Here is a 23,199-nt window from a genome sequence, read left to right on the forward strand (position 1 = left end):
TCGCAACCATGCGAAAACTGATCACCATCCTCAATGCCATCATCAGGGACGCACGCCCATGGCAAAACGCTTGACACGCAAGACAATCGCTCTCCCCGCAAGCGGGGAGAGGGTTGGGGTGAGGGGCTCTTTAGCAGCCTTAACTGCGATAGGTGCCGACTCGAAACCGGACCTCTCAAAACGCTCGGAAGGTCAGCGTCGTCAGCGAGCGGACGATGCCCGGGATATTGGCGATGTGGTCGTTGATGAACTTGCCGATATCCTGCTCTTCGGCAATGTAGACCTTCATCAGCAGATCGTAGTCGCCGCTGGTGGAATACAATTCCGAAACCAGCTCCGTCTGGTAGATCGCATCGGCGACCTCATAGGTCTTGCCGGGGGCGCATTGGAGCTGAACGAAAATGGGCTTCATGAGAATGTCCTGCTTCTGTCTGCAGCCGTCATAGCGGCCGGCTTTTCTCTATCATGGTCGAAAGCGCCTTCGCCATGCAAGTTTTTCTCCAGAGCCGATGATTTTTTGGCATCATGCCATGTCCATCGGATGTCGCTCTTGCCGCTTCCGCAACTTCGAGCATGGCGCTAGATTGGCGCGATTATCTCTGTCGATTGGACCGATTTCATGCTGAATGACCCGCGCTCCCATGGTCTTTGGGAAAAGACCGCTCCCCCACCGCCGGCAACGAAGCCGCTTTCCGGCGATGTCTCCGCCGATGTCGTGGTAGTTGGCGGCGGCTATACCGGTCTTTCGACGGCGCTGCATCTGGCGGAGGCCGGCACCAGCGTCGTGTTGCTGGAAGCCAATGAAATCGGCTTTGGCGGCGCGGGTCGCAATGTCGGCCTCATCAATGCCGGCATGTGGGTGATGCCAGACGATTTGCCCGGCGAACTCGGTGCCGTCCACGGCGAGCGGCTGCTCGATCTGCTCGGCAACGGGCCCAAGCTGGTCATGGAGCTGATCGACAAGCATGGCATCGCCTGCGAGCTCGAGCGCAACGGCACGCTGCATTGCGCCGTCGGGCCGGAGGGACTGAAGGAAATCGAGGAGCGGGCCCGGCAATGGGGCAAGCGCGGCGCGCCGGTCACGGTGCTGGATGCGCGGGAGACGGAACGCCGCGTCGGCAGCTCGGCCTATGCCGGGGCGCTGCTCGACATGCGCGCCGGCACGCTGCAGCCGCTTGCCTATGCGCGGGGCCTTGCGCATGCCGTGGTCAAAGCCGGCGTTACCATTCACACCGGCAGCCGCGTGACGGCGACGGAAAGAAGCGGTGCGAAATGGGTGGTTTCGACCGATGGCGGCAAGGTCAGTGTCGATTGGATCGTGGTGGCCACCGACGCCTATAGCACCGGTCCGTGGGAAAAGGTTCGAAACGAGCAGGTGCATCTGCCCTATTTCAATTTCGCCACCGTGCCGCTCGGCGACAATTTGCGCAAATCCGTGCTGCCGGGGCGCGAGGGCGCCTGGGATACGAAGGAAGTGCTCTCGTCCTTCCGCATGGATCAGGCCGGCCGGCTGGTCTTCGGCAGCGTCGGGGCGCTGCGCAATACCGGTCTTGCCATTCACAAGAACTGGGCTCGGCGGTCGATCAAAAAACTCTTTCCGCAGCTCGGTGACATTCCCTTCGAATGCGAATGGTATGGCAAGATCGGCATGACCGACAATGCGCTGCCCCGTTTCCACAAGCTGGATCAGAATGTCATCGGCTTCTCCGGCTATAATGGCCGCGGCATTGCGCCGGGCACGGTGTTCGGCAAGGTGCTTGCCAGCCATATTCTCGGGCAGATTTCCGAGGCCGACCTGCCGCTGCCGGTGACCGATATCGTCGAGCCGAGCTTCAGGACGGCAAAAGAAATGTGGTACGAGGCGGGCGCCCAAGCCGCGCATTTCGTCGGCGCCAGAGTCTAGAGTGTGATGCCGAAAAGTGTAGGCGGTTTTCGGACGACATCACGCTTCTTTGATTCTAGAGCGGATTCAGATTTTAGGTCGACTCGACCTAAAATCATCCGGCTCTAGGGCAATTCCGGGAACCAGCGTTACGGGAAGAGGAAACAAGATGGCCGCGACATCAGATCTTGCTGCCGAAACCAAGGCAATACTAACTGAAATCGGCGTAGCAGCCGATCGCTACACCGGCGGAACGCTGGCCGTCACGTCTCCTGTGACCGGCGCCGAAATCGGCCGGCTCAGAGAACATTCGGCCGGTGAGGCGAAGGCTGCAATCGAGGCGGCGCACGTGGCGTTTCTTGCCTGGCGCAACGTGCCGGCGCCGAAGCGCGGCGAGCTGATCCGTCTGCTCGGCGAAGAGCTGCGCGCCGGCAAGGCTGCCCTTGGCCGGCTCGTCTCGATCGAAGTGGGCAAGATCACTTCCGAGGGCCTCGGCGAGGTGCAGGAGATGATCGATATCTGCGATTTCGCCGTCGGTCTCTCGCGCCAGCTTTATGGCCTCACCATCGCGACCGAACGCTCAGAGCACCGGATGATGGAAAGCTGGCATCCGCTGGGGGTGATCGGCATTATCTCGGCCTTCAATTTCCCCGTTGCTGTTTGGTCGTGGAATGCGGCGCTTGCCATGGTCTGCGGCAATTCCACCATCTGGAAGCCATCGGAGAAGACGCCGCTCACGGCGCTTGCCGTGCAGGCTTTGTTTGAAAAGGCGCTGAAGCGCTATGTCGCCGAGGGCGGCGAAGCGCCGGCCAACCTTTCGACGCTGCTGATCGGCGGCCGTGATCTTGGCGAGTTGCTGGTCGATCATACGCAGGTGCCGTTGGTCTCGGCAACCGGCTCAACTGCCATGGGCCGTGCAGTCGGCCCGCGTCTTGCCGGCCGTTTCGCCCGCGCCATCCTGGAGCTTGGCGGCAACAATGCGGCGATCGTCTGCCCGACGGCCGATCTCGATCTCACCCTGCGTGGCGTCGCCTTTTCCGCGATGGGCACGGCCGGCCAGCGCTGCACGACGCTGCGCCGCCTCTTCGTTCACGAAAGCGTCTATGACCAGCTCGTTCCGCGTCTGCGGAAGGCCTATGGTTCTGTGACGATAGGCAATCCCCTTGAGCCCGGTACTCTCGTCGGTCCGCTGATCGATAAGCAGGCCTTCGACCGCATGCAGGCGGCCCTTGCCGCTGCGAAGGAGGCCGGCGGCACGGTGACGGGCGGCGAACGCATTGAAAGCGGCTCTGTCGATGCCTTCTATGTCCGCCCGGCCCTCGTCGAAATGCCGGAGCAGACCGGCCCTGTCGAGCAGGAAACCTTCGCGCCGATCCTCTATGTCATGAAGTACAGCGATTTCGACAAAGCGCTGGCGCTGCATAATGCCGTGCCGCAAGGACTTTCCTCTTCGATCTTCACCAATGACATGCGGGAAGCCGAAACCTTCGTCTCCGCCCGGGGTTCGGATTGCGGCATCGCCAACGTCAATCTCGGTCCCTCCGGTGCCGAGATCGGCGGCGCATTCGGTGGCGAGAAAGAGACCGGTGGTGGGCGCGAGTCCGGATCTGACGCCTGGAAGGCCTATATGCGCCGGGCGACCAATACGATCAATTACGGCCGCACTCTGCCGCTGGCCCAGGGCGTCAAGTTCGACGTGGCATAGCGCGCGAGCCATGCTGCATTGCGATGGGGAGGATGAAGGCGTAGAAAGCCTTTGTCTTCCCATTTGTTTTCAAGGTCTTGCTCCATGCATCTGTCGCTTGCCGAAGCCGAAACATTGGTCATGGAGGCTTTGCAGCGAAACAGGGTTAGCGCCGAGAACGCCCGTTCGGTGGCTGTCGCGCTCGTCGCGGCGGAGGCTGCCGGGCAGGGTGGTCATGGTCTGCGCCGCGTCCCCGCCTATGCCGGTCAGGCCAAGGTCGGCAAGGTCGATGGTTTTGCCAGGCCGCAGCTTAGCCGACCTTCTCCCGCCGTGCTGCGCATCGATGCCGGCAATGGCTATGCCTATCCCGCGCTCGATCTTGCCGTTGCCGAGCTTCCGGCTATCGCCCGCGAACAGGGGATTGCGCTTGCCGCCATCAGCCGCTCCCATCATGCCGGCGTCATGGGCCTGACAGTGGAGCGTTTTGCCGATCAGGGGCTGGTGGCGCTGATGGTCGCCAATGCGCCGGCCTCGATGGCGCCATGGGGCGGCAAGACACCGGTCTTCGGCACCAACCCGATCGCTTTCGCCGCGCCGCTGCCCGGCGAGGAGTCTGTTGTCATCGACCTGGCGCTGTCGAAGGTGGCGCGTGGCAAGGTGATGGCGGCGCGGCAACAGGGTGCCTCCATTCCATCGGATTGGGCTTTCGACCGCGAAGGGAGGCCGACCACGGATGCCGAAGAGGCCTTGGCCGGCACGATGATCCCGGCCGGCGATGCCAAGGGTGCGGCACTCGCCCTCATGGTGGAGATCCTTGCAGCCAGCCTGACCGGCGCCAACTACGCCTTCGAGGCTTCCTCACTCTTCGACGACAAAGGCGCTCCGCCGGCGCTCGGCCAAACGATCATCGCAATCAATCCGGCCGCGACGAGTGCCGCGGATACGGCGCAACGGCTGGCCTTGCTGGCAGGCGAAATCACCCGCGATCCCCATGTCCGCCTGCCGGGCCGCCGAGGACAGAGTTCACGACGTCTTGCGGTGATGGAGGGGATTACTGTCGAGGACGAGGTGATCGCCGCGATCGAGAGGCTTTGAGGTGTCTCGGTAAGCAGCTAACACGGGGAACTAACTCCATTTCGCGCTCGAAACTGTAACATCTTATCGACGAGATTGATTTCGAAAGTCGATACATTGCCCCTCTCAAAGGACAGCATCTCCGCCGTCTTCCCTGAACAAGCCCTGCGAAAGGCTTTGTCGGGAGGGCCATGGACAAATACGTATCGATTCAGATCGACGCAGTTGGGTTGTCCGGTCGAAATTGGGTTGCCATCGGCATCGCATCTCTGCGTATAGTGATAAACTTGGGCAGTCGCCGAAAGCCGACTTAGGGCAGCACTCTCGCTGAACATTTCGCACACTAAATAGGTGATTATCGCAGCAACGAAGAGGAGCATCCCAACTCTAGAAATAATCCGTAGTATGGTAAGGACTTCATCATCAGGCATTTTGTGATTCTCAATATTCGAAGCCTGCGACCGTTTTTGGTGCAACCAAGACGATTTCACATCGTGAAACACGCCAGTAGTGTTTTCCGTACGACTTTTGGTTATTGTCATAAACAGCGCATCGGTGTGCTGGGAGGGGAACTAGTTAGCACGATTGTCCTCTCGCCTTACATTTCCGGGAAAGGATAGGGTGAGGGGCTACGCAGGCAGTCGCTGTGTCGACAGAAACACCTGATAGCCACCGCGATCGGCGGATCAAGCGATCGCAGGCTTTGCCTTCTTCTCATCCAGCCAGCCGCCGGTGAAGCCGGCGCGTTCGAGGCCGGTGCGGAGGATCGGTGATTGCCGCATCAGGTTCCAGATCATGCCAGTGCGGGCGTTTTCGATCATCATGACGAGCAGGCCCTGGTCGATGGCGACGGAGCGATCATCTACCCATCCTTCCGGGCCGGGACCCTTGACGCTCGGATTGAAGCCGCCGGGGAAGCGACCGTCGAGCAGCAGGTTGGGATAGGTCGCAAGCAGCGCCCGCGTGCCGTCGAGTGCGGCCTGGCGGTCGAAAGCGAGGCAGGACAGCGGCCCCCAGGGCGCGATGGTGCCGTCGTCGGGACCCAGCGGCGCGCCGCGGGCGGCATAGCCAAAGACTTTCGGGGCATAGCGCAGGCTATGTTTGGTGCCAGTCGGGTTCGGGCCGTCACAGGCGGATAGGCCCCAGATATCCTTCGTATAGCCGACGAAATGGCCGGGATTGCGCTCGGTGTAATCGCGCTGCACCGCAATTGCCGCCTGCGTATTGCGGAAGTAATCGGTGCCCTTGTCGGCGACGTGCTTGTCGCGGATGTCGCGGAAATCGATCCAGGCATGCGAGAAGAGGTGGATGAACAGCGGCCCGGCATAAAGGAAGGGCGTGTCCTTAAACATCATCCACGTATAGGTCGAGGCAAAAGCATCGTAGCTTGACGGCGGGACGGAATGCGTCGGCGAGGCCAGCGCCAGCACATAGAGGAAGATCGCCTCGTCATAGCCCTGGTAGCGCCAGCGCAGGAAACCGCTCGCCGGCTTCCAGCCCATACTGATGGTCTGGCCCTTGTTCAGAGCCCAACGCCAGTCGCAGCGCTCGTAGAGGAATTTCGCCTGCTTGCGGAGATCGCGCTCGACCTGGCTGTTTCCGGTGAAATAGGCGGCTGCGGTCAGGACGCCGAGCAGCAGCAGGCCGGTGTCGATCGTCGAAAGCTCGCTGTTCCAGGCACGCTTGCCGGTCTCCATATAAAGGAAGTGATAGTAAAAACCGCGATGGCCGGTGGCGCCGCGTTCGGTGCCCTGCTGACTATCGGCAAAGAAATCGAGGGCCGCCAACACCCGTTTGGCCGCATCGGCCCGGCTGATCCAGCCGCGCTCGACGGCGACCGGATAACTCGATAGCGCGAATCCGACGGCGGCAATGCTGCAATGGCTCGTCTTGATCGAGGTATCCGCCACCAGTCCGTTTTCCGGATTGGTATAGAGCATGAAATAGTCGAACGCCGAGCGTTGCAATTGATCGATCAGCGCGTCGTCGGTTTCTGTTACCTGCTGCAGCATCTTCTATCCATCTCCTCGATGCTCCCATTCCCTGCTGAACATGGGAGCCTGGAGAGTTGCAAATCAAACATGATTAACGATGACATACTTTTGTGGAGGATTCTTTAATATCAGTGGGTTGTTGAAGTAGTCATCCCCAACCCTGAGGGCTTGAAGATGCCCTTTCCAGGCAATTTGCGGCGATATCGCCAGCAGAAGTGTGCAAATAGCGGTTGGTGCGAGCCCGTTCGGCAAGGGGCGAAGCAGTGGCTGTGCAGTGATTCGCATCGACGAGATGGTTTAGCCGAGCGCGGTTTCCAGCCGGTGCTTCAGCCGCACCAAGGTTCTGCCAAACACTGCCTCATCTCCAAGGGCTCGGGCAAGCGTCAATGCGCCCTGAATGCCGATGACGGCCTCTTCGGAGAGCATTTTCGCGTCGGTGTCTGGCGTGCCTGCCCTGAGCAGGGCGCCGGCAAGCGCTTCGATCCAGCGATGGAAATAGTCACGGATAGCGGCAGAAAAGCGATCGCGCGTTTCATCCAACGCAAAGGCGCCGATCAGGCAGACGCGGCGGCCGGAGCGGAAATAGCTGTCCGTCATCTCCCACATGCGGGCAATGGCGGCGCGAGGGTCTTCCTCTTCGAGCGGCTTGAACATTTCGGTTACGAACCAGGCGTCGATATTGGCCATGATCTCGGCCGCCATCTCTTCCTTGCCGCCCGGAAAGAAGTGATAGAGGCTGCCTTTCGACAATTTCGTGCGGGCGGTGATCTCGCTCATCGACGCGCCCTCGTAGCCGAGCTCGCGAAAGACTTCGGCGACGAGGGCAATGGCGTCGGATTTTTCGAAGACGGTACGCACCATCTCAAAGGCCGAGGTCGGAAAGATCCGGATGATCGTCCGGCCGGCGGCCGAGCGGCCAGTGGAACTTCCGGTCCTCTTCTCTGATCGGCATGTCGTTGATGGAGGCGAAGCGACGTTGCATCAGGCCATCGGCATCGAATTCCCAGTTCTCGTTGCCGTAGGAACGGAACCAATGGCCGCTATCGTCATGCCATTCATAGGCAAAGCGCACGGCGATGCGATTGCCCTCGAAGGCCCAGAGTTCCTTGATCAGCCGATAGTCCAGTTCGCGTGCCCATTTGCGCGTCAGGAATTCGACGATTTCCTTGCGGCCGCGCGGAAATTCGGCGCGGTTCCGCCACTGGCTGTTCTCCGTATAGACTTTGGAGACACGCTCCGGATCGCGGCTGTTCCACCCGTCTTCGGCCATGCGGACCTTGGCGATGGCGGTTTCGCGGGTGAACGGCGGGACGAGTGGGGTCGGCATGATGTACTCCTATAAACCGATTGGTACTAAATAAACCGATCGGTTTATAGGGTCAAGCGGCGATATTTTATCGCGATGCTGGTTTCAATGGGCGAACTTCCTGGCTCCGGCGACGCATGCGACAACGGCGAGGGTTACGACGAGCATCGACCAGCTGACGCTTTCCTTGAGAAGGGCTGCGGCAAGCGCGAAGCCGAAGAAGGGCTGCAGGAATTGCAGCTGGCCGACGGCTGCGATACCACCCTGGGCGAGCCCGCGATACCAGAAGATGAAGCCGATCAGCATGCTGAACAGCGAGACATAGAGGAGGCCCAGCCAGGCAGGACCGCCGATGCCGGCAATGCTGTGCGGCATGGTCATAATGCAGAGCGCGATGGTGACGGGTAGCGACAGCACGAGAGCCCAGCAGATGACCTGCCAGCCGCCCAGCCGGCGTGAGAGCACAGCACCCTCGGCATAGCCAAGGCCACAGACGATCACGGCCGCAAGCATCAGGAGGTCGCCGACCGGCGAGGCCGACACGCCTTGCGTCAGCGCATAGCTGCAGACCAGCGCGCTGCCGAGCAGGGAGAATATCCAGAAGGCTGGGCGTGGCCGTTCACCGCCGCGCAGTACGCCGAAGATGGCGGTCGCCAGCGGCAGCAATCCGATGAAGACGATCGAATGGGCTGACGTGACGTGTTTCAGCGCCAGTGCCGTCAAGAGCGGAAAGCCAACAACACAGCCGAGTGCGACGATGATGAGCGAAGTGATGTCGCCGCGGGTCGGGCGCTTTTCGCGAAAAGCGAACAGCAGGCCGAGGCCCAGGAGGCCGGCGATCGCGGCTCGGGCAACCGTCAGGAACAGAGGGTCGAAATCCATGACGGCCACCCGCGTCGCCGGCAGCGAGCCGCTGAAGATCACCACTCCCGTCAAACCATAGATCCATCCCGTCGTCGTTTTGTCCATCGCGCATGCTCCTTCTTGATCTTCGCGGTATCAACGCATTTGTCTGGTCAAGCCAGAGACGGTGCAGTACAATTTGTGCGAACTGTTATGGTTGAAGGTGCAGTACGGATGGACAATGTCTCGACAGCGGCCATTGGCGGAAATACGCGGATCGAAGGCGTGATGGCGGCGATATCAGAGCGCATCGCTGCGCGCAGCCTTGTACCCGGCGCGCGGCTTCCCTCCGTGCGCAGCTTTGCCAGGACGATGCAGGTTTCCGTTTCCACGGTTGTTGAAGCCTACGAGCGGCTCGCGGCCGAGGGAGTGATCCGCTCGCGGCCGGGATCCGGCTTTTATGTCTGCGGACCCCTGGCGCCGCTATCGCTCTCCGAAACCGGAGCGAGATCGGGCCGCAATGTCGATCCGCTGTGGATCTCGCGGCAATCGCTCGAAGTCGGCGACGATGCCCTAAAACCGGGCTGCGGCTGGCTGCCGCCTTCGTGGCTGCCCCAGGCCGCCTTGCGCAAGGCGATGCGGACGCTGGCGCGCGGCGATATCGGAGTGCTTGCGAATTACGGGACACCGCTCGGCCTGCCGCCGCTGCGGCAGCTGCTGGCCCGACGCCTTGGCGAGCATGGCATCACGGTGTCGCCGGATCAGATCCTGTTGACGGAATCCGGCACGCAGGCGATTGATCTTCTCTGCCGTTTCCTGCTCGAGCCGGGCGATACCGTGCTGGTGGACGATCCCTGCTATTTCAATTTTCATGCGCTCCTGCGGGCGCATCGCGCCAAAGTCGTTTCCGTGCCTTTCACGCCGACTGGGCCGGATGTCGAACTGTTCGGCCACGTGCTCGAACGGCACAAGCCGCGGCTCTACATCACCAATTCCGCCATCCACAATCCGACGGGGGCGACGCTCTCGCCCGTAACGGCACACCGGCTGCTGAAGCTGGCGGATGCTGCCGGGCTGACGATCATTGAGGACGATATCTTCGCCGATTTCGAAGATGTTCCGGCGCCGCGTCTCGCCGCTTATGACGGGCTCGACCGGGTGATCCATATCGGCAGCTTTTCGAAAACGCTTTCGGCCTCCGTGCGCTGCGGCTTCATCGCGGCGCGGCGGGATTGGATCGACGGGCTCGTCGATCTCAAGGTCGCCAGCAGCTTCAGTTGCGGGCAATTGTCGGCCGAGCTTGTCTATCTCGCGCTGAAGGATGGAAGTTATCGCAAGCATGTGGAGGCGCTGCGTGTCCGGCTTGCGAAGGCAATGGCTGAGGTTCCGGCCCGGCTGGAGGCGATCGGTATCACCCCATGGCTCAAGCCGCATGCGGGCATGTTCCTCTGGTGCAGGCTGCCGGAAGGGCTTGATGCCGCGGACCTTGCCCGTGCTTGCCTCGCGGAAGGGGTCATCCTCGCTCCGGGCAATGTTTTCAGCCTGTCGGAGACCGCTGGCCGCTTCATGCGGTTCAACGTCGCGCAATCGGCCGATCCCCGGATCTTCGACGTACTGGAAGCGTCCATGCAAAAGCTGCGGGCGATGCACAAGGACGCCGTTGCGACCGGCCTTACGCCAGCCTAGAGATTTACCCGCGACACGAACATTTCCCGACCGGCAGGTTTCCACCGTGGCGGTTGCTCCTGTCGCCGGCTTGATCCCTATTTGGCAAAGAGACTGTTGATGTCGGCGAAAGCCTTCATCTCGATGGCATTGCCGCTCGGGTCCTTGAAGAACATGGTCGCCTGTTCTCCCGGCTCGCCCCGGAAGCGGATATAGGGCTTGATGACGAATTCTATACTGGCTTTCGTCAGCTTCTCGGCGGCTGCCTCCCATTCTTCCATCGACAGAACGACGCCGAAATGGCGCACCGGAACGCCGTGGCCATCGACGGCATTGGCTGCCACCTCGTTCGTTTCATCCGGCGCCAAATGGGCGACGATCTGATGGCCGTAAAAGTTGAAATCGATCCAATCAGGTGAACTGCGGCCTTCGGGGCAACCGAGAAGACCGCCATAGAAGCTCCTCGCCGCTGCGAGATCGTTGACGGGAAATGCAAGGTGGAAGGGATGAAGTGGTGCTGCGCTCATGATCATCTCCAAGAAGCGAATTGATGCAGCCATGAATAAGATACATTTTTCTCTATGAAAAATGGTATATCGTGATGTTGAGGTACAGGAAAAATTATGAATCATGATTGCGGAACTTCAGACCCTTGTGGCTATCGCCCGCTTTGGAACGTTTGCTGCGGCAGGAGATCGGATTGGCCTGACGCAAGCGGCCGTCAGCGGGCAGATGAAGCGGCTCGAGGAAAGGCTTGGCGTCAAACTGTTCGAGCGGACGGGCCGCTCCGCGACGCTGAATGCCGCCGGGCTTAGAACGCTCGAGCGCGCCAAGAGCATCATTGCGATGTTCGAGCACATTGCCGACCCGGTCGACGAGGCTTCGGGCGGCGAGCTGCGCGTCGGCGCAATTGCTTCCGTTCAATCGGCGCTGCTTGCCCGCGCTCTCGGCCCCTTCCGGGAGCGATTTGCACATCATCATCTCCGCATCGTCCCAGGGGTCTCTCTGCATCTGCTCGACCTGCTCGATGCCGGCGAACTCGATCTTGCCGTGCTGATCGAACCTCCCTTCGGCTTGCCCAAGAATCTGATCTGGCGGCCCCTGGTGCGCGAGCCCTACGTGCTTGCGGTTTCCGAGCAGCTGCGGGGTGATGATTGGCGAACGCTGCTGCGCGAGCAGCCCTTCATCCGCTATGATCGCAGTTCGTTCGGAGGGCGGCAGGTCGACCGCTTCTTGCGATCGCATTCGATAGTTCCGCGTGAATCGATGGAGGTCGATGACATCGCCGGGATTGTCGCGATGGTCGGACAGGGGCTCGGGGTGGCACTTCTGCCTCTTGTCGACGGCAGTCCTCCTCCGGTGGCGCCGATCCGCATGGTGCCGCTTTCCGAGCCGGATTTTTATCGCGAGATAGGGATATTGCGGCCGCAGGAGAGCACGCCAGCCGCGATCTGTCTTGCGGAATGTCTGATGGCGACGCAGCAATGAGGCCCTATTCGGCGCAAAACCGTGCCTCCAAGCCACCGGCGGGAATGTCGTCTCTTCCTGAAGCTCTTGCCAGGCGGAAAATATCCGTCATAGCTTTGCCACATGGCCGCTCCAATTGCGGCTCACATCCGCTATGGAATACACCGCTAAGTGAGGTCGGTCGTGCGCGTTCTGCTTGTTGAAGACGACAATATCCTCGGCTCTTCGCTGAAGAAGGCGCTGGAAAAGCATGCCTACGGCGTCGACTGGATGCGCGACGGCGAATCCGGCCTCGAAGCGGCGGCGCATTCGCATTTCGCTGCGATCGTGCTCGATATCAATCTGCCGCAGCTGAGCGGCATGGAGGTGCTGCGGCGCATCCGGCAGCGGGGAAATTCCGTGCCCGTGCTGCTGCTGACGGCGATGGATTCCGTGCGCCAGAAGGTCGAGGGCCTGGATGAGGGTGCCGACGACTATCTGGTCAAGCCTTTCGATCTCGACGAGCTGCTGGCGCGGCTGCGTGCGCTCATCCGCCGGCGTGATGGGCGGACTGAAAGCGTCATCCGCTGCGGCGACGTGGAGGTCGACCCCTCGGCCATGGTGGCTCGCAAGGACAATGTGCAGGTCCATACCACGGCGAAAGAATTCCATCTCCTGAAGCTGCTCATGGAGCGCAGCGGCCGATATGTGACGAAGAATGACATCGAATATGCGCTCTATGATGCGGAAAACACCGTCGAGAGCAATACGATCGAAGTGACGATCTACAATCTGCGCAAGAAGCTCGGCACCGATTTCATCAAGTCGATTCGCGGCGTCGGCTATATGATCGAGCGATGAACAACTCCACGCTTACCCGCAAGCTGTTTCTGCGCATCGCGCCCGTCGTCGTGGTGACGATCGTCGTGATCGCCGCCTTCGCCTTCAACAGCGCGACGCGGGAGATCAACAATATCTACGATGCCCAGCTCATCGACGATGCCAACGTGATCTGGAGCCTGCTGCGCCGGCCGCTGGAAAAGAATCCGGACCATGGTGCCAAGCAGATCGACGATATCGACTTCAACATGGACAATCAGCTGGCCTTCAACGAAGACGCCGATGATTATGCCGATGCGCATATGTTTCGCGCCTGGGTCGACGGCAAGATACGCTTTTACAGCAGCACGGCCTTCCTTTCTGACGTCCCGCAGCAGAAGGTGGGTTTTACCACGCTGACCTATGGTGGGGACGAGTGGCGCGTCTATTCGCTGCCGATCCCGAACACGACCATCGTGATCGAGCTTGGCGAAAAGATCGCGCTTCGCGAAACGCTTGTTTCCAACATTCTCCTCAATCTGTTCTTTCCGCTGCTGATGCTGGTGCCGGTCATCGGCTTTCTCATCTGGCTCGGCATCAATAGCGGTCTTCGCACCATCCACGGACTGGTGCGGCAGATCCGTACGCGATCGCCCGATGATCTCTCGGCGATCCCCGTCGAAGAGCTGCCGCGCGATCTGCTGCCGCTTGGCAGGTCGATCAATCAGCTGCTCGAAAAGCTCGGCCAGTCGCTGACGCTGGAGCGGCGTTTCTCCGACCTTGCCGCGCATCAGCTTCGCACGCCTCAGGCGAGCGTGAAGCTGCTTTTGCGGATGCTCGAAAATAGCGACAGTGATCAAGAGCGGCAGGCGATCATTTCCGATCTCGTGGCCAGCAACAACCGCACCATCCATCTGATCGAGCAGCTGCTGCGGCTCGCCAGGGTCAGTCATCACCCCCTCAATCTGACATCGGTGCCGCTCTATCACTGGATGGCGTCGCTCATTGCCGAACTCGGCAATATCATCACCAGCCGAAAGCTCGACGTCGTGCTGGAAGGGGATGAAGCGATCCAGGTCAGAAGCGATGAGGCGCTGCTGCGCATGCTGGTCACCAACCTGCTCGACAATGCCATCAAATACACGCCCGCCGAAGGGGAAATCAAAGTTTCCATCGCTTCGGAGGATGGCTTTGCCTGCATTTCGATCAGCGACAGCGGCCCCGGCATTCCGCCGCATGAAAGGGAAGCGGTGTTCCAGCGCTTCTACCGCCTCCATACGCTTCACACCGAAGGCGCTGGCCTGGGGCTTGCCATCGTCGCGGACACTGCCGACCGCCTTTCGGCAACCGTCGATCTCTCCACATCCCGTCTGGGTAGCGGTCTCCGGGTCGATTTGAGATTGCCGCTCAGCTAAAACTCACGGCCTCGTCGTTTTTCATTTTCGCATCATTTTCCGCTCATGCCCGGCTCATCTGAGGTTGTTAGACGCAACTTAAGATAAGGCGAAGGGGTAGTTCATGCAGGTGTTTTGCGATTTTGATGGAACCATATCCATCGAAGACGCGACGGATATGGTGTTGTCCCGTTTCGCCGGTTCCGAGTGGGAAGATATCGAGCAATTGTGGAAGCAGGGGCAGATCGGCTCCGGCGAATGCATGCGCAGACAGATCGCTCTCATCGAGGCAAGCAGAGGCGAGCTTGACCGGTTTCTCGATACGCTGGCGATCGATTCCGGCTTTGAGGCTTTCCTGTCCTTCTGCCGCCGCGGCGAATTGCCTGTCACGATCGTCAGCGATGGTGTGGACTATTTCATCCGGCGCATTCTGGCACGTCACGGCATCGAAGGTCTGCCGATCGTCGCCAATGTGCTGACTTGCAGTGTTTCCCAGGGCCGCGAATCCTATTCGCTGTTCCCGCCATTTACGGTGACCGGCTGCGTATCCGGTGCCGGTGTCTGCAAATGCCGCGTCGTCGATAGCAACGACCTGCAGGTCTACATCGGCGACGGGCGCAGCGACTTCTGCGTTTCCGACAAGGTCGACCTCGTTTTCGCCAAGGCCAAGCTTGTCGACTACTGCGAGGAAAACGGCATTCCCTATGTCGGTTTCGAAGACTTTTCCGACCTGCTTCCAAAGATGGAAGCCGTTCTCCCGAGCGTCGAGCGACGCTCCCGTGCACTGCCGCAAGTCAAGACGGCGTGAACCAGACCAAGAGGCATTGAATGAAAACGAATCTAGCCGAAGCCTTCAGCGGTGAGACCGAGTCCGTCCGCTCCGAAGAGGAATTGCGCGCTCTTGAGGAGCTCTATTGCTCCCATGGCGACACGGTTCACTACACGGACAAGCCGAAATTCTTCGAGGAATGCGAAGGCTCCTATGTCTACGATCGGACCGGAACGCCGTTCCTCGATCTGCAGATGTGGTACTCCGCCGTCAATTTCGGCTATCGCAACGAGCGCCTGAACGAAGCTGCCCATCGGCAGCTCGACCGTCTCCCGCAGGTCGCGTCGCAATATCTGCACCGTGAAAAGGTGGAGCTTGCCGCGATGATCGCCCAGGACGCCGAGCGCAAGTTCGGCCATAAGGGCCGTGTGCACTTCAACGTCGGCGGCTCGCAGGCTGTCGAGGATTCCCTGAAACTGGTGCGCAATTATACGGGCGGCAAGAGCCTGATGTTCGCCTTCGAGGGCGGTTACCATGGCCGCACGCTCGGTGCTTCGGCAATCACCTCTAGCTACCGCTATCGCCGCCGCTACGGCCATTTCGGCGATCGTGCCCAGTTCGTCGAATTCCCCTATTATTTCCGCGGCCCGAAGGGCATGTCGAAGGAAGAATACGGACATTATTGCGTCCAGAAGTTCGCCCGCCTGTTCGAGAGCGAATATAACGGCGTCTGGGACCCGAAGGCCGGCAAGTCCGAATATGCCGCCTTCTATATCGAGCCGATTCAAGGCACCGGCGGCTATGTCATTCCGCCGATGAACTTCTTCGTGGAACTGAAGAAGGTGCTCGATGATCACGGCATCCTGCTCATCGTCGACGAAATCCAGATGGGCGTCTACCGCACCGGCAAGCTCTGGTCGATCGAGCATTTCGGCGTTTCGCCGGATGCGCTGATCTTCGGCAAGGCGATCACCAACGGCCTCAATCCGCTTTCCGGTGTATGGGCCCGCGAAGAGATGATCAATCCGGAGATCTTCCCGCCCGGCTCTACGCATTCGACCTTCGCCAGCAACCCGATGGGGACTGCCGTTGCGCTCGAAACGATGAAGATGCTGGAAGAGCAGGATTTCGGCGCTGCGATCATGGAGAAGGGCGCCCATTTCCTGGACGGGCTGAAGCAGCTGCAGAAACGCCATGCCATCGTCGGCGAAGTCGACGGCCTTGGCCTCGCCCTGCGCATGGAAATCTGCAAGGACGACAGCTACACGCCGGACAAGGCGACGATGGACTGGATGTGCGACGAAGGCATGAAGGGCGATCTCCAGGTCGGCGGCAAGACCTACGGCCTCGTGCTCGATGTCGGCGGCTACCACAAGAACGTCATCACGTTTGCTCCCAACCTGCTCATAACCCGCGAAGAGATCGATCTGGCGCTTGCCCTGCTCGATCAGCTTCTGACGCGTGCTGCCCGGAGATAAGACGGTGCAACTGCTGCTTCTTCATCTCGATGATGCTTTGGAGTTGCAGCCTGACTTTGTGCGCGCCTGCAAATTTGCTGGCGCGCACCAGTATTTCGGCAAGAAGGCGGGGCAACAGGTTCGGCTGTGGAGCAAACAGAGCGCTCTTGATGATCTCAGTCGCGAGATCGTCAAGAACGGACCGATGACTGGCAAGGACCCGCAATTGTGCTTCATGGGCTCCGGCGACTTTCACCATGTCACGGCCTTGCTGCTCGATGGCGCGCTCGAACGACAATCCGGTGCGGCCACACTGATCCATTTCGACAACCATCCGGACTGGGTGAAATTCGATGGCGGCATGCATTGCGGCTCCTGGGTCAATCGTGCCCTTGCGAACCCCAGCGTCCAGAAGGTCATCACGATTGGCGTCTGCAGCCATGATCTTCGCAGCCCCGAGCGTAAGGGCGCCAATCTGCACTGGCTCGGCGACGGCAAGCTGGAACTCTATCCTTACGAACATCCGCCGAGCCGCGTACTGGCCGACTACGGCACCGGCGCCAGCTACCGGCAGGAAAGAGGTGCGCTGCACTGGAAATCGATCGTCGAGATCGGGGAGGAAAATTTCATCGACCACATGCTCAGTCGCATTCGCACCGAGGCCGTCTATATCACGATAGACAAGGATGTGCTGGCGGCCGACGATGCCGTCACCAATTGGGATCAGGGCCGCATGCGGCTGCCCTATCTCCTGGCTCTGATCAGCGAAATCGGCAGCCGTCACCGCATCATCGGCGCGGATGTCATCGGGGATTATTCAGCTCCGAGTTATGCTGGCAGCCTTCGGACACAATTCATGAAGCGCGCGGAGATCTTCATCGATCAGCCGCGTATGCGGCAGGGTGCAGAAACAATGAGGAATATCAACAGCGCGGCCAATCACGCCCTGCTGGAGGTGCTGGCGGAGTATATGCAATGACTGGCAGCCTGACACTTCCCATGCTTGGGCTCATCTTGTTCTGCGTGGTCGCGGAAACCGCCCGCGAAGTCTGCTTCAAGCAATCCGCCAGTGAGAACGCCCCCATTGAGGCGCTGGCAAAACCGGTCACCTGGCTCGGCATTCTGCTCTGGGCCGTGGAGCTTTTCGCCTGGACGGCCGTCCTGGAGCACGTGCCACTGACCATCGCTTTCCCGCTGATGGCGATGAGCTATGTCGTCATCGTGCTCGCCGGCGCCGTCATCTTCAAGGAAAACATCAACCTGCGCCACGCGACGGGCGTGTTTCTCGTCACCGCCGGTGTGGTTTGCGTGGGAGTTACAGGACTATGAAAATCTTTGCGCACACCCGATGGGACCTGGCACCGGTACTTGCCGCCGTCGCCCATCTCGCCTTCGACGTCTATCTGATCGTCGGCTTCGAAAGCCGGCCGCTTTGGCTCTCAGCCATTCTCGGCTGCCTTTACGCCGTTTCGATCTCCTGGAACATCAACAGCATATCGCACAACTTCATCCATACGCCCTATTTCAAGCCGCGCTGGATGAACTACGGCTTCAGCCTCCTGGAGTCGGTCGCGATCGGCTTTTCGCAGACCTATTATCACTGGGTGCATATGCGCCATCATTCGGGCAACAGCGACCGTCCGAACGAAAAGGGCGAGACGATCGACATGCTCTCGATCTATCGCTATGGCCGCAACGGCCAACCGGAAAACGTCTGGTCCTATACGTTCCTGAGCTTCTTTCGCGATAGCCTCGGCGATATTCACAAGGCCATTGCCCGCAACCGCCCGTTCGATGCCGCCTGGGGGCGGTTCGAGCTCTATTTCTTCCTGGGGCTTGCCGCTATCGCGCTGATCTACGATTGGAAGGCGGTGCTGTTCTTCGTGCCGTTCTACTATATCGGCAATTGCCTGTCGTCGCTGAACGGCTATTACGAGCATCTGAACGGTGATCCGGACGAGCCGATTGCCTGGGGTGTTTCCAGCCATCAGCCTTTCTATAACTGGCTGTGGTTCGGCAACGGCTATCACGCCGAGCATCACTATCGGCCGCGCACCCACTGGACGAAGCTTCCAGCGCTGCACGACCAGATCAAGGAAGAGCAGGAAAAGAACGGCACGCATGTGATCAGCACCTGCCATGCGCTTGGCTTCATGGCCAAGGAAAACCGGCAGTCGGAGCTATCTCATGAAAGCTGATGAATTGAGCTTCTTCATGGAGGGCTCAAATGGCAAGGGCGTCCTTCTGGTCCACGGACTGACGGGCGCGCCTGCTGAAATGAAACTGGTGGCTCGGCATCTCAACCGCAAGGGCTACAGCGTCTATGCGCCGCTGCTGGCCGGCCACGGCGTCGATGCGAAGACATTGCGCCAGACCCGCTGGGAAGACTGGCTCGCCTCGGTCGTCGAGGCATCGGAGTTGCTGGCATCCAGAACGCAGGAGGTCTTCGCTGCCGGTATCTGCGTCGGTGGCAAGCTCGCCATGCTGGCTGCCGAACAGCAGAAGAAGACTATCAGTGCCGTCGCGATCTACTCTCCTTGCTTCAGTTACGACGGCTGGGACGTTCCCTTCTATTATCCGCTGCTGGCCTCGCAGATCGGCTGGCTGTCGCGCGTTCCGTTCCTCGATCGGCTGAGCTTCAGCGAAACGACCTCGCTCGGGATCAAGGACGAGCGCATGCGCCGGTTGATCGAAGGCATGTCGAGCGAAGGGGTTCTGGAAAAATTCCCCGGCAAGGGCCTGGTCGAGATGCATCGGCTGGGCAAGACGCTCCGCAGGATGCTGCCGCAGATGCGGACGCCGACGCTGATCCTGCATGCCGAGGATGACGATCTCGCCAGCCCGAAGCATGCCCGCTATATTTCCGAGCATATCGGTGCTCCGCATGAGCTGAAATGGATCACGGACAGCTATCACATGATCCATGTCGACCGGCAGCATCGGCAAGTGGCCGATTTCACGGCCGACTTCTTCGAGGCGCGTCATGTCGCAGCCGCTGCTTAAAATCGTGCCACAGCCGATGGGGGGCCCGGTGGCCGAAGTTCACTTCAGCATCCGCGCCATCGGCCGCGACGCATGGAATGCATGCTTCCCGAATGACGTCGAGGATTATGATTGCCTGCTAGCGATCGAGGAAGCCGGCCTCGAAGGGTTCGAATGGCGCTATATCACCGTTACGGAGGGTGGGCGCGTGAGCGTCGCCATGCCGGCCTTTGTCTGCCTTTACGCTCTCGATACAACGCTGGATGAGGGATTCCTGCGTCGGTCCGTGCGTAGCGTGCAGCGATATTTTCCAGGTTTTCTGAAGCTGCGTCTTGCATGTTTGGGATCGCCCTGCACCGAAACCGGTGCGATCGGCTTTCATCCCGACATCTCGCAGAACCGTCGTCGCATGCTGCTGACGGAGATGTTGTCCTTCTTCGAGCAGGTCGCCGCGACGGAGCGTTGTGCGCTGATCGGCCTCAAGGATATTCCGGAGCAGGCTTCGGCCGAGTTCGGCGATCTGTTTGCCGCGCGCGGCTATGCTTCGATCGGCGCTCTTCCGACGGCGTGGCTCGACATCGATTTCAAGACGATCGACGACTATCTCGCCAGGCTTTCGGCTGGCACCCGCAAGGATATGCGCCGCAAAATGAAATCCTTCGACCAGGTCAGGGTGGAGATGCGGACGGATTTCGGCGAGTTCCTGCCTCAGGTGATGGCGCTCTATCATGACACGCGCAATCGCAGCGAATGGCAGTTCGAGGAGCTGACGCCGGCCTATTTCCAGGGCATTCTCGCCCATATGCCCAGCCGCTCCTTCTGCGCCTTCTACTTCGTCGAGGACAAGCTGCTTGCCGCCAATCTGATCGTGCATAACGAGCGCGTTGCTATCGACAAGTTCTTCTGCATGGATGGGGAAAAGGGCCGGCCCTATAACCTCTATTTCATTAGCTGGTTTACCAATCTGCGTTACTGCCTGGAGAACGGCCTGAGCCGTTATCAGAGCGGGCAGGCTAATTATGCAAACAAGGTCCGCCTCGGCAGCAAGCTGACCGCCAATGCGATGTATTTTCACCATCGCAATCCTTTGCTTCAGAGCGTGCTGCGACTGGTATCGCCGCTGTTCTCGACAGACAAGGCGGATGCGTAATGCCCAATATGCGTTTTTTCTGGCTTGCCGTGCCGGTGCTGAGCACGCTGTACCAAGTCCTCATCAAGCTCGGTGCCGGACACTTGCACGATGAAGGCATGCAGGCATGGCTGTGGCAAGCCCTTTCTTCTCCATGGATATTGCTGGCCATGGCCATCGAGATCGTCGGCTTCTTCATCTGGATGAATGTGCTGGCCGAGCTCGATCTGAGCCGCGCCTTTCCGCTTACGGGCATCAGCTATGTGCTTGTTGTCGCGACCGGCTGGTTCGTCTTCGGCGAGCGGGTGGTCGCCCTGCAGATGGTCGGCAGCGGTTTGATCCTGACGGGCGTCTGGCTGATTGCAGGCGCCGGTGTCGAGACGGAGGAGCATCATGAGGAATTGGAGCCGAAGCAGGAGGAACTGCGTACGGGGACCGGCAAGGATAGGTGATGTCCAATATGCAAGCTGACAACCGCCCGAAGGGCAAAACCCCCGCCATTGTCTCCAGCTTTGTCGACTGGTGTCTGAAACGCGGACTTTCCTCCATCGTTACGCGCGGCGCGTTGAGCGTGACGACGGCAAGCGGCCGCGTGCTGACCTTCGGCGACGGCACCGGTGAGCCGGTTCATGTTCGCTTCATCGACGACCGCGCCGAATGGGCGCTCCTCATCGATGCCGACAAGCGGCTTGGCGAACTCTTCATGGATGGCCGCTTCATCGTCGAGCAGGGCACGCTCTACGACTTCGTGGCGATGATGCTGAGGGAGGGGCAGAACACCACCCATCCCCTTATTGCCCGCATCATCGATCACCTCAGGACGAAGCTGCGGATTTTCCGCCACCGCAACCTGCCTGGGCGCTCGAAGGCGAATGTCGCGCATCATTACGATCTCGACGGTAGGCTCTACGAGCTCTTCCTCGATCCGGACCGGCAATATTCCTGCGCCTATTTCGAGCATGCGGACCAATCGCTCGATGATGCGCAACTTGCCAAGAAACGTCATCTCGCCGCCAAGCTGCTGATCGAGCCGAACAACAGCATCCTCGATATCGGCTGCGGCTGGGGCGGCCTCGCACTGCATATGGCCGAACATGCGCCCGGTGGCTATGTGCTTGGCGTCACCCTGTCGGAGGAGCAGCATGAGTATGCTTCGAAGCGCGTCGCGGACAAAGCCGGGGGAACGCCAGCCGAGGTTCAGTTCGCGCTGAGAGACTACCGCAGCCTAACCGGCCGCTTCGACAGGATCGTCTCCGTCGGCATGTTCGAGCATGTCGGGCTCGCGTCCTATCGCACCTTCTTCCGCAAGTGCGCCGAATTGCTCGAGGATGACGGCATCATGGTGCTGCACACCATCGGCTGTTCGGCGACCCCCGGCTTCACCACGCCCTGGCTCGACAAATATATCTTTCCGGGCGGCTATATTCCGGCGCTGTCCGAAATCGTGCCGGAGATCGAGGCGGCGGGGCTTGCCATCACCGATGTCGAAGTGCTGCGGCTGCATTATGCCAAGACGCTCGAGGCGTGGCGGGAACGTTTCATGGCGCGCTGGGACGATGCCGCCAAGCTTTACGACGAACGCTTTTGCCGGATGTGGGAGTATTATCTTTCGACGGCGGAGGCAGCCTTCCGCTACGAGGATCTTGTCGTCTTTCAGATCCAGATCGCCAAGCGAAATGACATCATTCCGCTGACGCGCAATTATATTGCCGAGAATGAAGCGAAGAGCGCTTCAAAACTTGACGTTGAAGGTTCTATTCAGCGTGAAGCCAATGATGTTCTGGTCGGGTGAGCCGAAGCGCGAGGTGATCGGGCTGTCGGCCGCATCGCCTACCAGACGGTTATATTTTCCGTAAACCTGCACGCTCCATTCCGGCGAGATCGTATAGGTGGCAGCAACGGTGAAGCCGACCGATTTCACGCCGGCACCGGCGTCGAAGGCGTTGATATGGCCATGTCTGGCAGCTTCACTCTCCGAGATGCCGAAGTTGGTGCGCATATAGACTGAATTTGCCATCGATAGGCGAGGGCCGGCAGACAGCAGCCATTTGTCTCCGAGCGGCTGGAACCAGTCGAGGGCGAAATCACCGACCAAACCATCGCCACCCCAAAGCGACTGGCGTATTTCCGTGCGGAACCGGAGCCGATTGTCCATCAGCCAATATTGGGCAAAGCCGCCCGCATCGAAATTCCAGCGTACTCTGCGCTGGCTTTGCAGGTGCAGGTCGTTGATGTCGAAGCGGTCGTCCCGCAGCCCCACAACCGGACCGATTTCGACGCCGCCGAGATCGAAGAGCTGATAATCGAAATTATCGTCCGGCGCGCTGTATTCCTGGGTCTCACCCAAACGATGGATATCGAAAGACGGTAGGGCGCCGAAGGTATAGTGCTTCGACCCCTCATAGCTCGGTCCGTATTCCACCGTCGCACCAAGCGTAACGACCCAAGTATCGGATGAGGATTTAGGGGTGTCATCCGCCGCTCTGGATGAGGCGGGAAACATACCGGCTATGGACGCTGCCAGCAGCCCCGTTCCGGCCAGCGCAGACAGCCGGGCGGAGAAAGATGTCCCAACATTTAACACTCTGAAAACACCTGATGCCTGATCGCCCCTGCAGCTCTAGTAGCACAGCTCGCGGCTTGAAAAACAGTAGAAAGTTTGAAAGCAGGCATGGCGCGTGACCACCAGCCTGAACGCTTCTGTATTGCTAACGCCCCCATGGACCATCCTTCAGCAGAATGCGAAGCAGGCCAC

The 23,199-nt window shown here is 59.9% G+C and carries 23 protein-coding genes; 16 read left to right on the plus strand and 7 right to left on the minus strand.

From position 1 onward, the window contains the following. Positions 1 to 175: 175 nt before the first annotated feature. A complete protein-coding gene (locus PH562_RS29060; protein ID WP_015341532.1) occupies positions 176 to 412 on the minus strand; it encodes an Lrp/AsnC ligand binding domain-containing protein in 237 nt (78 codons plus the stop codon). A gap of 207 nt (positions 413 to 619) precedes the next feature. Here PH562_RS29060 and PH562_RS29065 point away from each other — a divergent pair, with 207 nt between their 5' ends. The 3 genes from PH562_RS29065 (at position 620) to PH562_RS29075 (ending at position 4,661) form a co-directional block, all read left to right on the plus strand. Further along, positions 620 to 1,903 carry an NAD(P)/FAD-dependent oxidoreductase gene (locus PH562_RS29065; protein ID WP_285177271.1) on the plus strand — a complete coding sequence of 428 codons (1,284 nt, stop codon included), beginning with the start codon at positions 620 to 622 and terminating at the stop codon, positions 1,901 to 1,903. Positions 1,904 to 2,051: 148 nt separating this feature from the next. After that, complete coding sequence (gene amaB / locus PH562_RS29070; protein WP_285177273.1) at positions 2,052 to 3,587, plus strand: L-piperidine-6-carboxylate dehydrogenase; 1,536 nt, start codon at positions 2,052 to 2,054, stop codon at positions 3,585 to 3,587. A gap of 84 nt (positions 3,588 to 3,671) precedes the next feature. Continuing rightward, entirely contained in the window at positions 3,672 to 4,661 is a 990-nt protein-coding gene (locus tag PH562_RS29075) for an Ldh family oxidoreductase (RefSeq protein WP_285177274.1), read from the plus strand. A gap of 665 nt (positions 4,662 to 5,326) precedes the next feature. On the opposite strand, the gene PH562_RS29080 is transcribed toward PH562_RS29075, so the two are convergent. From PH562_RS29080 to PH562_RS29095, 4 genes are all read right to left on the minus strand, one after another. Then, complete coding sequence (locus tag PH562_RS29080) at positions 5,327 to 6,652, minus strand: glucoamylase family protein (protein ID WP_285177275.1); 1,326 nt, start codon at positions 6,650 to 6,652, stop codon at positions 5,327 to 5,329. A gap of 279 nt (positions 6,653 to 6,931) precedes the next feature. Then, positions 6,932 to 7,495 carry a TetR/AcrR family transcriptional regulator gene (locus PH562_RS29085; protein WP_285177276.1) on the minus strand — a complete coding sequence of 188 codons (564 nt, stop codon included), beginning with the start codon at positions 7,493 to 7,495 and terminating at the stop codon, positions 6,932 to 6,934. A gap of 1 nt (position 7,496) precedes the next feature. Next, positions 7,497 to 7,961 carry a nuclear transport factor 2 family protein gene (locus PH562_RS29090; RefSeq protein WP_285177277.1) on the minus strand — a complete coding sequence of 155 codons (465 nt, stop codon included), beginning with the start codon at positions 7,959 to 7,961 and terminating at the stop codon, positions 7,497 to 7,499. Positions 7,962 to 8,045: 84 nt separating this feature from the next. After that, positions 8,046 to 8,909 (minus strand): DMT family transporter, encoded by an 864-nt coding sequence (locus PH562_RS29095; protein WP_285177280.1) that lies wholly within the window; start codon positions 8,907 to 8,909, stop codon positions 8,046 to 8,048. 108 nt (positions 8,910 to 9,017) lie between these two features. Between PH562_RS29095 and PH562_RS29100 the strand changes: the two genes are divergently transcribed. Continuing rightward, on the plus strand, positions 9,018 to 10,469 hold the full coding sequence (locus tag PH562_RS29100; protein WP_285177282.1) for an aminotransferase-like domain-containing protein: 1,452 nt from the start codon (positions 9,018 to 9,020) through the stop codon (positions 10,467 to 10,469). Between the two features lie 77 nt (positions 10,470 to 10,546). Here the strand turns inward: PH562_RS29100 and PH562_RS29105 are convergent, their stop codons facing one another. Beyond that, a complete protein-coding gene (locus PH562_RS29105) occupies positions 10,547 to 10,975 on the minus strand; it encodes a VOC family protein (RefSeq protein WP_285177283.1) in 429 nt (142 codons plus the stop codon). A gap of 103 nt (positions 10,976 to 11,078) precedes the next feature. Between PH562_RS29105 and PH562_RS29110 the strand changes: the two genes are divergently transcribed. The 12 genes from PH562_RS29110 to PH562_RS29165 all read left to right on the plus strand — a co-directional run bounded on the left by PH562_RS29110 (position 11,079) and on the right by PH562_RS29165 (position 22,236). Beyond that, entirely contained in the window at positions 11,079 to 11,936 is an 858-nt protein-coding gene (locus PH562_RS29110; protein WP_285177284.1) for a LysR family transcriptional regulator, read from the plus strand. 162 nt (positions 11,937 to 12,098) lie between these two features. Next, entirely contained in the window at positions 12,099 to 12,755 is a 657-nt protein-coding gene (locus tag PH562_RS29115; protein WP_041678005.1) for a response regulator transcription factor, read from the plus strand. After that, a complete protein-coding gene (locus PH562_RS29120; RefSeq protein ID WP_285177286.1) occupies positions 12,752 to 14,128 on the plus strand; it encodes a sensor histidine kinase in 1,377 nt (458 codons plus the stop codon). Before PH562_RS29115 ends, PH562_RS29120 begins: the two co-directional genes overlap by 4 nt. A gap of 103 nt (positions 14,129 to 14,231) precedes the next feature. Next, positions 14,232 to 14,915, plus strand: a complete 684-nt coding sequence (locus tag PH562_RS29125; RefSeq protein WP_113231432.1) for an MtnX-like HAD-IB family phosphatase — start codon at positions 14,232 to 14,234, stop codon at positions 14,913 to 14,915. Between the two features lie 20 nt (positions 14,916 to 14,935). Continuing rightward, positions 14,936 to 16,354 carry an aspartate aminotransferase family protein gene (locus PH562_RS29130; RefSeq protein WP_285177290.1) on the plus strand — a complete coding sequence of 473 codons (1,419 nt, stop codon included), beginning with the start codon at positions 14,936 to 14,938 and terminating at the stop codon, positions 16,352 to 16,354. A 4-nt stretch (positions 16,355 to 16,358) separates the two neighbouring features. After that, positions 16,359 to 17,312: an arginase family protein gene (locus PH562_RS29135; RefSeq protein WP_285177292.1), complete on the plus strand. Its 954-nt coding sequence runs from the start codon at positions 16,359 to 16,361 to the stop codon at positions 17,310 to 17,312. Continuing rightward, on the plus strand, positions 17,309 to 17,662 hold the full coding sequence (locus PH562_RS29140; protein WP_113231435.1) for a DMT family transporter: 354 nt from the start codon (positions 17,309 to 17,311) through the stop codon (positions 17,660 to 17,662). Before PH562_RS29135 ends, PH562_RS29140 begins: the two co-directional genes overlap by 4 nt. After that, positions 17,659 to 18,531, plus strand: coding sequence for a fatty acid desaturase family protein (locus tag PH562_RS29145; RefSeq protein WP_285177294.1), 873 nt, complete (start codon positions 17,659 to 17,661; stop codon positions 18,529 to 18,531). The genes PH562_RS29140 and PH562_RS29145 overlap by 4 nt, the downstream gene beginning before the upstream one ends. Then, positions 18,521 to 19,336, plus strand: a complete 816-nt coding sequence (locus PH562_RS29150; RefSeq protein ID WP_285177296.1) for an alpha/beta hydrolase — start codon at positions 18,521 to 18,523, stop codon at positions 19,334 to 19,336. The genes PH562_RS29145 and PH562_RS29150 overlap by 11 nt, the downstream gene beginning before the upstream one ends. Further along, on the plus strand, positions 19,317 to 20,465 hold the full coding sequence (locus tag PH562_RS29155) for a peptidogalycan biosysnthesis protein (protein ID WP_285177299.1): 1,149 nt from the start codon (positions 19,317 to 19,319) through the stop codon (positions 20,463 to 20,465). The genes PH562_RS29150 and PH562_RS29155 overlap by 20 nt, the downstream gene beginning before the upstream one ends. Further along, positions 20,465 to 20,896 (plus strand): EamA family transporter, encoded by a 432-nt coding sequence (locus PH562_RS29160; protein WP_285177300.1) that lies wholly within the window; start codon positions 20,465 to 20,467, stop codon positions 20,894 to 20,896. Before PH562_RS29155 ends, PH562_RS29160 begins: the two co-directional genes overlap by 1 nt. After that, positions 20,896 to 22,236 carry a class I SAM-dependent methyltransferase gene (locus PH562_RS29165; protein ID WP_483315395.1) on the plus strand — a complete coding sequence of 447 codons (1,341 nt, stop codon included), beginning with the start codon at positions 20,896 to 20,898 and terminating at the stop codon, positions 22,234 to 22,236. Before PH562_RS29160 ends, PH562_RS29165 begins: the two co-directional genes overlap by 1 nt. On the opposite strand, the gene PH562_RS29170 is transcribed toward PH562_RS29165, so the two are convergent. Further along, entirely contained in the window at positions 22,177 to 23,028 is an 852-nt protein-coding gene (locus tag PH562_RS29170; RefSeq protein ID WP_285177302.1) for a MipA/OmpV family protein, read from the minus strand. The two genes, PH562_RS29165 and PH562_RS29170, sit on opposite strands and share 60 nt — an antisense overlap. Between the last annotated feature and the right edge of the window lie 171 nt (positions 23,029 to 23,199).

The sequence above is a fragment of the Rhizobium centroccidentale genome (assembly GCF_030182565.1).
Taxonomy (GTDB): domain Bacteria; phylum Pseudomonadota; class Alphaproteobacteria; order Rhizobiales; family Rhizobiaceae; genus Rhizobium.

Excerpts from the sequence above, each read along its gene's own strand:
- PH562_RS29085 (WP_285177276.1), bottom strand. The coding sequence starts at position 7,495 with ATGGTGCGTACCGTCTTCGAAAAATCCGACGCCATTGCCCTCGTCGCC.
- PH562_RS29110 (WP_285177284.1), top strand. The coding sequence starts at position 11,079 with ATGATTGCGGAACTTCAGACCCTTGTGGCTATCGCCCGCTTTGGAACG.
- PH562_RS29165 (WP_483315395.1), top strand. The coding sequence starts at position 20,896 with ATGTCCAATATGCAAGCTGACAACCGCCCGAAGGGCAAAACCCCCGCC.
- PH562_RS29160 (WP_285177300.1), top strand. The coding sequence starts at position 20,465 with ATGCCCAATATGCGTTTTTTCTGGCTTGCCGTGCCGGTGCTGAGCACG.
- PH562_RS29155 (WP_285177299.1), top strand. The coding sequence starts at position 19,317 with ATGTCGCAGCCGCTGCTTAAAATCGTGCCACAGCCGATGGGGGGCCCG.
- PH562_RS29150 (WP_285177296.1), top strand. The coding sequence starts at position 18,521 with ATGAAAGCTGATGAATTGAGCTTCTTCATGGAGGGCTCAAATGGCAAG.
- PH562_RS29100 (WP_285177282.1), top strand. The coding sequence starts at position 9,018 with ATGGACAATGTCTCGACAGCGGCCATTGGCGGAAATACGCGGATCGAA.
- PH562_RS29120 (WP_285177286.1), top strand. The coding sequence starts at position 12,752 with ATGAACAACTCCACGCTTACCCGCAAGCTGTTTCTGCGCATCGCGCCC.
- PH562_RS29145 (WP_285177294.1), top strand. The coding sequence starts at position 17,659 with ATGAAAATCTTTGCGCACACCCGATGGGACCTGGCACCGGTACTTGCC.
- amaB (WP_285177273.1), top strand. The coding sequence starts at position 2,052 with ATGGCCGCGACATCAGATCTTGCTGCCGAAACCAAGGCAATACTAACT.
- PH562_RS29105 (WP_285177283.1), bottom strand. The coding sequence starts at position 10,975 with ATGAGCGCAGCACCACTTCATCCCTTCCACCTTGCATTTCCCGTCAAC.
- PH562_RS29075 (WP_285177274.1), top strand. The coding sequence starts at position 3,672 with ATGCATCTGTCGCTTGCCGAAGCCGAAACATTGGTCATGGAGGCTTTG.
- PH562_RS29060 (WP_015341532.1), bottom strand. The coding sequence starts at position 412 with ATGAAGCCCATTTTCGTTCAGCTCCAATGCGCCCCCGGCAAGACCTAT.
- PH562_RS29125 (WP_113231432.1), top strand. The coding sequence starts at position 14,232 with ATGCAGGTGTTTTGCGATTTTGATGGAACCATATCCATCGAAGACGCG.
- PH562_RS29090 (WP_285177277.1), bottom strand. The coding sequence starts at position 7,961 with ATGCCGACCCCACTCGTCCCGCCGTTCACCCGCGAAACCGCCATCGCC.
- PH562_RS29130 (WP_285177290.1), top strand. The coding sequence starts at position 14,936 with ATGAAAACGAATCTAGCCGAAGCCTTCAGCGGTGAGACCGAGTCCGTC.
- PH562_RS29095 (WP_285177280.1), bottom strand. The coding sequence starts at position 8,909 with ATGGACAAAACGACGACGGGATGGATCTATGGTTTGACGGGAGTGGTG.
- PH562_RS29065 (WP_285177271.1), top strand. The coding sequence starts at position 620 with ATGCTGAATGACCCGCGCTCCCATGGTCTTTGGGAAAAGACCGCTCCC.
- PH562_RS29140 (WP_113231435.1), top strand. The coding sequence starts at position 17,309 with ATGACTGGCAGCCTGACACTTCCCATGCTTGGGCTCATCTTGTTCTGC.
- PH562_RS29080 (WP_285177275.1), bottom strand. The coding sequence starts at position 6,652 with ATGCTGCAGCAGGTAACAGAAACCGACGACGCGCTGATCGATCAATTG.